We start from the raw sequence: 11,891 nt of genomic DNA, 5'->3' as shown, positions 1-11,891 counted from the left end.
CATGAACCGCCGCCACACCAACTCTGCCGCTCGATTTTTTTCTGCTTTTGCAGTGATCGCGGTATTGTTGGCGTCTTCGCCGGCCGCTCGGGCGGGATCACACGCAGCAAAACCTTGCCCTCATCTATGCTGCCAGTCGCTGCCGGTTGGGCACAGTTGTTGTGACGGCGAGCCGTCGCACGAATGCCCTGCAATGGCGTCCTGCGACACGAAGGTTTGGCTGCCGCCGCGAACGTCTGGCGACGATCTGACGCCTCGCGGTTTGAATCGCACCGACCTTTCGCGGATCACTTGGAACACCGACTCGGTCGCTCTCGGCCGGTCAGTTTCTACTGTCCGCCCCCACTCATTGGTTGATTGGAACGTTCGTCTTCAGATTTAGCGGTTGATCCTGCTTCGATTTTGCGAAGCCAGACCCAATCCAAAAATGAAGATGTATCTGTTTCCCCATCGGTGCATGTCGATGTCGGCTGCGCCATCAATCCTGGAGTTTCCAAAATGTTAGCGACCGTATTCTCTGCTGTTTTGTTCGCCGTTTCGTTCGTCCCCGGCAATGTTGACGCCAGCGCCTCGGGCGAGCCGACGTGTTGTGCCAAGCATGCGTCCTGCTGCGCGGTTCAAGCGCCATGCTGTGACAAACATGCTGAAGGCAAAGCGACCACGGACGAAGTGTCGAGTACAACTTCTCAACCCACCTGCTGCGTCAAGCGGGCGTATTGCTGCTCGGTGAACGCACGATGCTGCGGAAAGCACGCTGAAACGAAAGCCGCGAACGCCGATGTCGCCAGCACCGCAGGCCAACCGACCTGTTGTGCAAAGCGAGCGTACTGCTGCAGCGTTGCCGCTGCGTGCTTCGGCAAAGGATCGTCAAATTCCACGGAAGTCGAACCTGCCGGGCGCAGCTAATCGCTTCTGATCCCGTTCGAGTCCTGTCAGCCGGGCGAGCTTGAAAACTCGCCCGGCTTTTCTCTTTAAGGTGCCATGATGGACACATTTAAACACCGATGGACTCAGCTACCGATCAGCCGGCAACTGATTGTCCTCGTCAACGCGATTCTCTTCGGGTTTGTCGTTTCGTTTCTTCTCGTTGACTACCGCCTGCGGATTGGCGAGGGCTGGCGTACCAAGCGATCTCGCATGGGCATGCTTCCGACGAAATACTCTCTGCCATGCGCTCCGCAGCTGAATCAATCGACACCGACACCAAAGCCAACGGCTTGCTAGTTGTCGGGGCGTTCACCGGACCAGCGGGTACTGTCTACATATCTGAGAAACGTTCAGCCGTTGTGGGAGCAACGCGTCGCTCGTTGTTGATCCAGATGTTTGCCGTCTTGTTGCTGGCAGCGATTGGCATCCGGCCGACACTGAGAGGGTGTAAATGAGCGCAACAGTGGTGCAGGATTTCCATTGAGATTCCATGACGACGTCCTTGTCGTGAGTTGAAATAAAAAAGGCAGGGGCGGCGTGGTGACGCCATCACTTGCGTGAATCAGACGCGACACCGCCCCCGCGTGAGTCAGAGGGGAAGCGAGGATCCAACTTGCAATCTCGCTCCTGAGTTGATTAGCGAATTACGGGAACTTCGACTCCTTGTGACTTCAAAACGGCCAACCACTTTTGCGGTTCGGCGGTAATCTTCTTTGCGCAACCGGGGCAACAGATGTAGATCGCTTTGCCGGCCGCGTTCACTTTGTAAGGTCCACCCATCGCATCGAGCGGTTCGTCCATCACGGGGCACTTCTTCTGTGCTGCAATGAAAGGTGCGTCGGCCGCGACCACTTTGAAGATGCCCTCACGAACCTGTTCAATTCCTGCCGGAACGGCCGATACAGTCGGGGGATTCGTCTGCGCGGAGCCATAAACCATCGCAAGATACTTCGCCGGCTCGGCTTGAATCTTTTTGATGCAGCCTTTGCAGCAAAGATAGATTGGTTTGTCGCTAACCATGACCTTGATCGGCGTGCCCATGCTACCAAGTGGCTCATCCATCACCGGGCAAACCCTCTGGGCAGCGATCCCAGCCGCGTCGGCTTGTGTCGCCGTGGTAACGGTGATTTGCGGTCGACCGGCGGCGTACTTTGTTGGGTCTGATTCAACTGCGTTCACGCAGCCCGCACAGCAGACGTAGAGCTTCTGGCCATTCACATCGACAGCAAGCGGATCCCCCATACTGCCAAGCGGTTTACCGCTAACAGGACAAATCTTCTGGCGTGCGATCGCGGCGGCAGCCAGTTGTTGCTCGCTGGCGGGAACCGTGGCGACTTCGTTGAAGCTCACAGTGCTGGCAGTAATGCCGACCAATTGAATGTCGACGTCGATTTGCCGGCCAGCGAGTTGCGACAAGTTCACGGGAGCGGTCAATGCGCCTTTGCCATCGGGCAGCAAGTCATAGCGATAGCGTTTCGCGTTGCCTTCGACTCGGACAGAGACGGCACCGCGTCCACGGTCGACCGAGACCGGTTGGCCAGCGCGATCGTAGATAAACATTTTCAACCCGCCTTGGGAAACCATCGTTTCGATTTGCAGGTTGCCGGTTTGTTTTAAGCTGCCGCCATGCGGCCCCGCCTGGGCAACTTCACGAGCCTGCGTTCTGCCGGTCATCGGGTGGTTGTGGCCGGCATGATCGTGCTGTAGTTGAATCGTTTGACCGAAGACGCTCGATGCGGAAAATGCAACCGAGCATGCGGTGAGGATAAGTGCTTGTTTCATAAGTGAACTCCGTTGGTAAAGTCTGGACGCCATCCGTTGGATCCGTCGTTCTTGGTGAGGTTGGTTAGTTGGATGCTCGAGTCGAAGTTTTCTTCACGAGCAATCAAAAGATTTTATGCCGCCTTCATCAGCTCCTCCTCTGGCATTGCGTCAGTTCCGTCCCAAAGCTCGTCTCGAAAACCGAATCGCATTCGCAGTTCCAGATAGCCGCAATACAGCGTCGGCACAATGAACGACGTGAACGGTTCGGCTAGCATTCCACCGAATACCGGGATCGCCATCGCTCGTGCCACGTCGGCACCACGGCCGGTTGCAACCAACACTGGGACGAGCGCCGCCAGCGTCGTCACGGTCGTCATCATGCAGGGGCGAATCCGTTTGAGGCCGGCTTCGTAAACCGTGTTGCGGAGATCGTCAACCGATCCGACTTTGCGTTTCTTCAACAACTGGTGAATGTAGGTCGCCATCACCACGCCGTCGTCGACGGCTAGGCCGAACAACGCAATAAAGCCGACCCAGACCGCCGTGTTGAGTTCCACGCCCATTGTCGCGACGGCGATCATGCCGCCGGCAAATGCGACCGGGATGCCTGAAAACACGGCAAGCGAGATTGAGAAGTTGCGAAACTCCATGTAGATCAGCAGCAAGTTGATGCAGATGACCAGGGGGATAATCCACATCAAACGAAGGTTCGCTTCGATCTGGTTTCGGAAGCTCCCGACGGCTTCGAGGGAATAGCCGGCTGGCAGTGACAGCCGATTTCGGTCCGAGGGCGGCAGGGATTGTGCGGTGCGTAGTTGCTCTTCAATTGCGGAGACCGATTCCAGGTCACCCTTGCTACCATTGGTCATGAATGAAACATGCGCGACCAGTCGCCCGTTTTCGCTGTTGATTGCGCCTGGCCCCCACGTCGTATCCAGTTCCGCGAGTTCTTCCAACGGTACGACCGCACCTGAGTGCGTGACGACTGGCAAACGTTTTAGGCCGTCGATCTGTTCGCGAAGGTCGCGGTTGTATCGAAGCCGCACGGGATAACGTTCTCGGCCTTCGACCGTCTTGACTAAATTCATTCCGCCGAGCGCCGTTTCGATGACTTGGTTCACCATCGACGAACTCATTCCGTAACGCGATGCGGCCTCGCGATCGACCGTGAACTCGACATAAGGCTTACCAAGCACAATATCGGGATTCACCGTGCCTGCATTGATCAGCGGTGATTTCTTCAACTCGGCCGCGACATCCATTGCGGCGTCGGCGAGCGTCTCCAAATTGTCGCCGTAAACACGGATGGCCATCGGAGCCTTGATACCGGACTGCAACATCACGACACGGCCTTCGATCGGTTGCAGTGCCGAGGCGGGCGTGACACCGGGCAGCGTTGCGACTCGATTAATTTCGTCCCAAACGTCACGAGCGGTGACGCCTTCACGCCATTGGCTTTCCGGTTTCAGCATCACATAAGTTTCGACCATCGCCGCAGGCGCGGGATCGAGTGCCGATTCGACGCGACCGATCTTGCCCAGCACATCCTTCACTTCAGGAATTTGACCGATCAGCACATCCTGGGTCTGCAGCACCTGCATTGCCTGCGAAAAACTGGCCGCCGGATACAGCGTCGGCATGTAGAACCAGCTTCCCTCGTCCAACGCGATCCAGTCGTCACTTTGCAAGCCAGTGAAGACGTGCTTGGCGTCAACGTAACCGGGAAAATCATTCAGTTCGGCACCGAACAGGTTTGCCGCCTTCTCGACGGGACGAAGGATGGTTGGCATGCCGACGTAGGCTCCCACGCCGATGATGAACAGGACGAGCGGAAACGACAAGGCGAACGCTTTATGATTCAGAGCATGCCGTAGTCGCGCCGCATAAATCCAGCGAACAAAGCGGCTGGACGGGATTTCCTCGATTGGACGAATTCGTTCTCGCATCAACTGCCAGCCACCAATGAGGCCAATCATGGCTGCGGTCGCGGTCACAATCCAAGTATCCAGGCCAAAGCGTTCCGCAAGTCTCGACCCCCAAAGGAAATGCGAAGCCATGCCGAGTAGCCCGGCCAACGAAATCCCTGCAAGCAAAGCTGTGCTCTTGCGACGCACCGAGCTTCGCAGCATCAGACGGCACAAAGCCGGAACGATCGTGACGGCAGCGATCATCGCTGCAGCAATCGCAAATGTCTTGGTATAAGCCAGCGGCGAAAACAGTTTGTAGTCGCGACCGGTCAAGAAGAAGACCGGCAAAAAACTGACGATCGTTGTTGCGACGGCAGTCACAACGGCGGGTGCGACTTCGACCGTTGCATCGTAGACGACTTCGCTTCGCTTTCTAGACAAAGAGTGTGAGAGACGAGGAGACACGGAGCCATCAATTTCCTTGTCTCCTTGTCTTTCTCGCTCCCATTCTGCCAAATGCTGGTAGACATTTTCCGAAACGATGATCGCCATGTCGACCATCGTTCCAATTGCGATTGCGATTCCCGCCAGCGACATGATGTTCGCACCGACGCCAACGACCTGCATCGCGATGAACGACATCAGCACAGCAGCAGGCAAACAGATCGCGACGACGAAACTGCTACGAATGTGCAGTAGGAACAGCAGAATGACGATCGCAGTGATGATGATTTCGTCGCGCAACGCATGCGTCAGCGTGGCCATCGTCTCATCAATTAAGCCGCTGCGATCGTAGACGCCGTGAATGGTCACACCCTGCAGCGATGGCGTAATCGCGGCAATTTTCTCTTTGACTCGGTCGATCACGACGCGCGGGTTTTCGCCGTATCGCATGACGACCACGCCGCCGACAGCCTCGGCACCGTTGTAGTCCAACGCACCGCGACGAAAGTCCGGCCCAATCTGCACATTGGCAATGTCGCGGACACGAACGGGAACTCCGTCACGCTGCATGATGACGGTGTCCTCAATGTCCTCGACCGCTTTATCCTTGTCACCGCCCGAGCCGAGGAAACCCTTACTGCGGACGATGAACTCCATTCCAGTCGTCTCGACGGTCTTTGCACCGACGTCGAGGTTCGATTCTTCGATCGCCATCGCCAATTTATCCAGCGACACGTTGTGGAATCGCAGCTTATCCGGGTCAACTTCGATCTGATACTGGCGAACGTACCCCCCGATCGAAGCAACCTCGCTGACGCCCTCAACCGCCTGCAATTCGTACTTCACGACGAAGTCTTGCATGCTGCGAAGTTCTGCTAGCCCCATGCCTTCATCGGGTGGCTGCAATGTGTAGTAGTAGACCTGCCCGAGTCCCGTCGCGTCTGGCCCAAGTTGTGGCACAACGCCATCGGGCAACTGTGACGCCGCACTGCCAAGTTGCTCGGACACTCGGCTTCGTGCCCAATAGAAGTCGATTTCGTCTTTGAACGTGACCTGCACAAAGCTGTAGCCGAACATGCTCTTGCCACGCACCGATTCGGCACCCGGCACTGCCAGTAACGAAACGCTGAGCGGATAGGTGACCTGGTCTTCGATGTCCTTCGGCGAGCGACCCGGCCAAGGCGTCAATACGATGACTTGGTTTTCGCCAATGTTCGGAATTGCGTCGATTGGGATGGACTTGAAGCTGACCCAGCCGGCAACGCTCAAGCCGATCGTCAGTAGTACGACCAGCCAAGGTTCTTTGACGCAAAAGCGAATGATTAGGTTAAGCATCGGGAGCCTCCGGCTTTTTAGACAAGGAGAAACGATGTCGACAACTCAAAGATCCGTTTCCCTGCTGCAAACGACTTCTGATACACGATCAAATCGCGATGGCTATAGACACGATCACTCATTTCAGATCACCTCCATCCCACCCAGATTGAATCACGCCAACTCTCCCGCTCTCCGTGTCTCCTTGTCTCCCCATCTCCCTGACGACCTCGCCGCACGTCAGCATCTCGCTGCCCCAATACGGGTTCTGCAATTCGCCGCCGGGTTGCATCCAGTCGCCTCCGCCGCCGGGAACCATGGGGCAGTAGTAATGCGTTAGCTTCACTGCCGTCTTCGGACCGCGAGCAACCGTCGCCGCTCGCAACATCGCGTGGCTAACGCCGCGATAGGCTTCGCGAGCGGTTTCCAACGATCCATCCAGGCGAGACGCCGCGCGGCGAGCGGTCGCGAACCTGCGTTGAGCCTCATCGGGAACTTCCGCCGACATTTCCAGTTCGCGGAGTCCTTCGATCAGCGTATTCAGCGCGACCGGGGGTGGAGTCTGATCCGCCGCCATCGCGCACTGGATTTCAAAGTAAGCGTCGTAGGTGCGATCAAACTGCATTCCCGCGTCGGTCGCCAACATGACCGGATTCGTTTGAGGTAGCTCGAGCGGTCCCGGCGAATAGCTTGGTGCTTTCGTCGGGTCCATCAACGATGGGTTGCCGGCAAGCTGCATTTGCGAGTCGATGAGAAAATTGCCGCCAGTTGCCACTGTCTCGCCGGCGGACAAACCTTCGACAATCACCGCTTCCTTGCGATTCATCGGGCCGACCGTGATGCGGCGAATCTCAAATCGTCCTGGTTCGGTTTCGACATAGATCACGCTATTCTCGCCTGCCAGCAACACAGCGTCACGCGGAACGGTAACGACTTGCTGCATCGGCAACGGCTGCGAAGCAAAACCAAGTTGCGACGTTGGCACCAAATCCATGTCGCACAGCGGGCACTTGCCCGGCTCGTCGCGGATGACTTGCGGGTGCATCGGGCTGATAAACTTGTTCGCAAGCGCCGGGTCGTAAACCTGATCCATTGGAATCGCGGGCACGGTGACACGAGCGGTGGCGTAGTCGCCCGGCCGCAGCTTCCCATCGAAATTCATGATCTCAACCCGGACGCGAACGGTTCGAGTCATCGGGTTTACCGTCGGGTCAATGAAAGCGACGCGCCCGGTAAACACCTCGCCGGGCATCGACTGAATCTCGGCTTCGACTTGCTGGCCGAATCGAACTGCCGATGCGTCATCGGGGAACAGATCAAGCATCAACCAGACGCTACTGAGATCAGCGACTCGATAGAGCTTTTGTCCCGTTTTGACGTAGTCGCCCTCAACGGCAGACTTTTCAATGACCGTTCCACTTTGCGGCGATTTGATGCGGATGCGTGACTTCGGCTTGCCCGACGTCCCCAACTCGTCGATCTGACTTTGCGTCATTCCAAGCTCAGCCAAATTCTCGCGAGCCATCTTATTGAGATCGCCGCCAGCAATTTGAAATCGCCCAATCTTTCCGTCACGGTTCATACTGGCGATGAACTCGGTTTGGGCCGTATAGAGCTGCGGACTGTAAATCAATGCAAGGTCGTCACCTTCATTGACCTTCACACCGGCATAGTTCGCGTACATCTTTTCTAGGCGACCGTCGAAATACGCACTGATCGTCGACAGTTGGCTTTCGTCGAAGTCGATCGAGCCGATGGTGCGAATCGTTCGGTTGACTTCGCCCATCTTAGACATGGCGGTTTGAATGCCAACCAGTCGACGAGCCGAGGGTTCAATCGTGACCGAGATGCCATCACCACCTCCACCGCCAGTCGCTTCGACCAATTCCATCGCACAAACCGGACATCGTCCTGGCTCCGTCGAAGGCGGCGTGCACATCATCGGACAGATGTACCGTTTTTCTTCGCCACCGCCGGCTTCCTCCACCGCTCCGCCACGACCGCCCGAGAATCCGTCAGCAGTCAACCACTTCGTTCGTTGTGCGACACCGAGCAAGAAAAACACGAGGCCGGCGACGATGACGACAGTTGCGCCTTGCACGCCCGTGCGCATGAGCCACTTCATCCCTCCACCACTTAGAGTAGCGCTCGATTGAGCTTCGACTGGCGTAGGTGCGTCTTCGAGCACAGCTTCCACTGACGCGCTATCAGTTGGCGCATCCGCATCCACGTTGCTGATCTCGCCATCGGCCTCGGCTTCATCCGGTTTGATTGGTTCGTCCTGATTCATGACAGTTCTCGTATCGTTTTTCTTCATGCGTGTGTGGTTCCATCCACAGACACCAACTCAAGAGGTAACTGGCCGATGATGCGACTTGGGGAATCGCATCGTCAATCAGTCATCGCCTCCTGGCTGTGGCCGGTTCATTGTTTGGTGACGCGAATCGGATCGCGTAGGGATTGCATCTGGATAGGCACCATACGAAATGAGCGCGCAGCATCATTCGGGTGAAAGCCAATTTGAAATCGAAGAGCGACGAGCGCGCAGCTCTCCTAACATGACGACGCTAGATGCGCCAGATGCAAAGAAATCGCTGAGAGAAATGCCGTGAGTGGTCGCCGATCGGCAGCCGTAAACTCAGTTGATCTGGACGAATGGAAAGTCCAGCGTCTGAAGTGACGTGATCCACATAAGCGATCACGACCAATTCACGAACCTGTGGAACAGGGACGCGATGAGGTGCCGGTGCCATCGGCTCCGATCGAATGCTGCACATGCATAATGGTAAGACGACTTGGTCTTGAATCGCTTCTTCGTCGTCGGATTTTGGGGGCACTGGCACGACATCGGAGATTTCTCCGAACAACTCATCGCGCCTAGACCGTTCGGAATTCTTCGTGCAGCAACTGCCGGCGCGTTTTTCATTGCCACGACAGCAGCCGCACAAATCACTGTCCGTTTTCACTTCACAGCATTTGCAAGCGTGGCAAATCGTTTTGCTCTGGCAGCACTGACCCTGAGCACAAGCTCCCTGCGCAGCAACCAACGCCATCGGCTGAATCACCATTGCAGCGATCAGACAAAGATGAACGGCGATGCGAATTAGGGGGGAGTGACTCACTGTGACCTTCCGAAAAGGATACCCATACACGGTATACGAACTGTATCGGAAATTTGGCCGAAGAGTTCAATAGGAATTAGCCGTTTAGGCAAACTTTGACCCCTCAAATATAGCTCATCAGGACCTGGACGCCATGGATCGGTATTCTTTGAGCCCCCGAACAAACCAAGCGAAGCGCCTATTGCTAGCGACATTCGTTGCCGCAGCGGTGTCCGGTTGTGCCTCCCAGCGTCGTGTTCAAGTAGCACAAGCCACCACTGCGCCCGCCAAGTCGAACCCGACATCGGTCGCAACCAGCGATGTCGATTGGCAGCAAGTCCTTTGCGAACCGAAAACAGGGGCCATTCAGCCCGCCGGCTACAACGACGAGGCAGTCATCGCGGCGCCCGCGGTCTTCGCACAGCCCCCCACGGAGGAGGGCAAACGAAGTATCGGGGACTTCCTGCAACTCGATCCCCCCAAGGAAGTTCGCGAGAGGGGAAGCCAGGCAGTGGAGCGAGACACGCTAGACCAGGAGACAAGGAGTGAGCAAGACAAAGAGAACGTGGTTGATTCCTTGTCTCCCCCTCTCCTTATCGCCCCCTCTCCTAGCGTCCCCACTGGCCAGCCCGTCGAGTATTTCGTCAGCACCGCACTCGCGCGGCACCCAAAAATCCTCGCTGCCCAGCAACGTGTTGCTGCAGCGACCAATGTGATCCCGCAAGCTAAAGCTTTACCCGACCCGACATTCAACAACACCTTCTGGCCCTTGCACGACAACGCCATTCAAACCGCAGCCGGCCGCGTCGCCAACCAGATGTCGGTCAACCAGATGGTGCCGTTTCCCGACAAGCTGAAAACCAAAGCCGTCATCGCCAGCCGCGAGGTTCAGATTGCTCAAGCGGAAGTCGACGCGATTGCTCGCGAGATTGCTGAGTCCGTTCGCCTCGCCTACTACGAAGTCTGGTTCGCAACTCGAGCAATTTCGATCATCGAGGAAACCAAAGACCTTGTTGCCGACTTGACCGATGTTGCCGAAGCACGCTACCGCAGCGGTGGGTCACAACAGGACGTGTTGCGTGCACAACTCGAAACCGATCGGCTTGACGACCAGCTCGTCTCGCTTGCTAAGCAAAAGCTGGTTGCCCAAGCCGACCTCGCTACTCTGCTACAGCAACCCGTCGGAATACTTCCCGAAACGATGGAGGAACTCGGTATCACCGATACTTCACGGCAAATTGAAGAACTGATCGCGTTGGCTGAACAGTGCAACCCGAAGCTACGCGGCCTGGCCTGGGAAATCCAACGTGATCGCGACAAAGAACGCTTGGCTTGCTTGCAGCAGTATCCGGACTTCAGTGTCGGATTGAATTGGGGATTGGTCAGCGACAACCACGACGTTCTTAGTCCAGTGGCCAACGGACGCGATCAACTCAGTGTAAGCTTCGGAACGACATTGCCGATCTGGAGGGAGAAGATCAACGCCGGAATCCGTGAAGCAGCTCATCGTCGAAGTAGCACGACTCGACGCCTGGAAGCGGAACGAGACGAGCTTTACGGAAAAATCCGTCGCTTGATCGTTCAAGCCGATGCTTTGGTGGAACAGCGTGACATCTACGAAGATCGGATCATTCCGCGTACCGAAGACACACTCAAGCTGTCGATCGCCGACTACCGAGGCAAACGCTCGGACTTCTTCACGTTGATCGAAACCTACCGCGAGCTATTGATGTTCGAGACACAGCTCGCCCGCATCGACGCCACACTGGCCGGAACCATCGCTCAATTGGATCGCACGGTCGGCTGTCCCTATTGAATTGGCGTGGGGCACGACGCGCGCTACTCGTCACGATCTTCGACCAACTTTCGCAATCCCCGCCGCACCCGGTTGAGCCGCGATCCAACCGTACCTTCGGGGATGCCTAGGGTCTGGGCGATCTCTTGGTACGACAAGCCGCTTTCTTCTTTGAGCGTGAAGATTGCCCTTTGCTCCGGATCGAGTTGAGCGAGAGCTTTGCGAACCATCGCGACTCGCTCGTCTTGCTCGACCTGGTCGGTAGCATCCATCGCTGGGTCGACCTTGAGTTCTTTCGTCCGTCGATGCTTTTCGCGTCGCAGATGCTGCAAGGCCTCGTTCGTGGCCAAACGGTACAGCCAAGTCTCGAATTTGGAGTCGCCGCTGAACTGGTCAAGCTTTGTGAATGCGCGAACAAAGGTCTGCTGAGTCAGGTCATCTGCATCCTGCTGACCGACCATCCGTACCATTAAGCGGAACACGCGATCCGATGTCACTTCGTAGATAGCCTGAAGCGCAGAACGATCTCCGGCGGCAGCGGCATGGACCGTTGCGCCGTCGACCATCTCGTTCGCACTGCAATCATTCGGAAGCTCCATTTGCCAGATTGTACAGATACCCGCAGGGGGTACCAGGAGT

8 protein-coding genes are annotated in these 11,891 nt (G+C 56.6%); 2 read left to right on the top strand and 6 right to left on the bottom strand.

Annotation, left to right across the window (positions count from 1 at the left end; genetic code table 11):
• Positions 1-329: 329 nt before the first annotated feature.
• The 5 genes from TBK1r_RS38320 to TBK1r_RS05150 all read right to left on the bottom strand — a co-directional run bounded on the left by TBK1r_RS38320 (position 330) and on the right by TBK1r_RS05150 (position 8,646).
• On the bottom strand, positions 330-596 hold the full coding sequence (locus TBK1r_RS38320; RefSeq protein WP_419580989.1) for a hypothetical protein: 267 nt from the start codon (positions 594-596) through the stop codon (positions 330-332).
• A 90-nt stretch (positions 597-686) separates the two neighbouring features.
• Positions 687-878: a hypothetical protein gene (locus tag TBK1r_RS05170; protein WP_145207846.1), complete on the bottom strand. Its 192-nt coding sequence runs from the start codon at positions 876-878 to the stop codon at positions 687-689.
• 685 nt (positions 879-1,563) lie between these two features.
• Positions 1,564-2,709 (bottom strand): hypothetical protein, encoded by a 1,146-nt coding sequence (locus tag TBK1r_RS38315; protein ID WP_419580988.1) that lies wholly within the window; start codon positions 2,707-2,709, stop codon positions 1,564-1,566.
• Positions 2,710-2,822: 113 nt separating this feature from the next.
• Positions 2,823-6,377 (bottom strand): efflux RND transporter permease subunit, encoded by a 3,555-nt coding sequence (locus TBK1r_RS05155; protein ID WP_145207844.1) that lies wholly within the window; start codon positions 6,375-6,377, stop codon positions 2,823-2,825.
• A 118-nt stretch (positions 6,378-6,495) separates the two neighbouring features.
• A complete protein-coding gene (locus TBK1r_RS05150) occupies positions 6,496-8,646 on the bottom strand; it encodes a heavy metal-binding domain-containing protein (RefSeq protein ID WP_419580987.1) in 2,151 nt (716 codons plus the stop codon).
• 511 nt (positions 8,647-9,157) lie between these two features.
• Between TBK1r_RS05150 and TBK1r_RS05140 the strand changes: the two genes are divergently transcribed.
• The gene (locus TBK1r_RS05140; RefSeq protein WP_419580986.1) at positions 9,158-9,463 is read left to right on the top strand and encodes a hypothetical protein; all 306 of its coding nucleotides are present in this window, start codon (positions 9,158-9,160) and stop codon (positions 9,461-9,463) included.
• Positions 9,464-9,611: 148 nt separating this feature from the next.
• Positions 9,612-11,273 (top strand): TolC family protein, encoded by a 1,662-nt coding sequence (locus TBK1r_RS05135; RefSeq protein ID WP_145207840.1) that lies wholly within the window; start codon positions 9,612-9,614, stop codon positions 11,271-11,273.
• A gap of 23 nt (positions 11,274-11,296) precedes the next feature.
• On the opposite strand, the gene TBK1r_RS05130 is transcribed toward TBK1r_RS05135, so the two are convergent.
• Positions 11,297-11,851 carry an RNA polymerase sigma factor gene (locus tag TBK1r_RS05130; protein WP_145207838.1) on the bottom strand — a complete coding sequence of 185 codons (555 nt, stop codon included), beginning with the start codon at positions 11,849-11,851 and terminating at the stop codon, positions 11,297-11,299.
• Between the last annotated feature and the right edge of the window lie 40 nt (positions 11,852-11,891).

The sequence above is a fragment of the Stieleria magnilauensis genome (assembly GCA_007753675.1).
GTDB classification, from domain to species: Bacteria; Planctomycetota; Planctomycetia; order Pirellulales; family Pirellulaceae; genus Stieleria; species Stieleria magnilauensis.
The sequence above is the reverse complement of the archived record's forward strand: the minus strand, read 5'-3'. Positions and strand labels throughout refer to the sequence as shown.

What these genes read in the sequence shown, in the direction of transcription:
- TBK1r_RS05130 (WP_145207838.1), bottom strand. Translation starts at nt 11,851, where the DNA reads ATGGAGCTTCCGAATGATTGCAGTGCGAACGAGATGGTCGACGGCGCA.
- TBK1r_RS05150 (WP_419580987.1), bottom strand. Translation starts at nt 8,646, where the DNA reads ATGAATCAGGACGAACCAATCAAACCGGATGAAGCCGAGGCCGATGGC.
- TBK1r_RS38315 (WP_419580988.1), bottom strand. Translation starts at nt 2,709, where the DNA reads ATGAAACAAGCACTTATCCTCACCGCATGCTCGGTTGCATTTTCCGCA.
- TBK1r_RS05135 (WP_145207840.1), top strand. Translation starts at nt 9,612, where the DNA reads ATGGATCGGTATTCTTTGAGCCCCCGAACAAACCAAGCGAAGCGCCTA.
- TBK1r_RS05155 (WP_145207844.1), bottom strand. Translation starts at nt 6,377, where the DNA reads ATGCTTAACCTAATCATTCGCTTTTGCGTCAAAGAACCTTGGCTGGTC.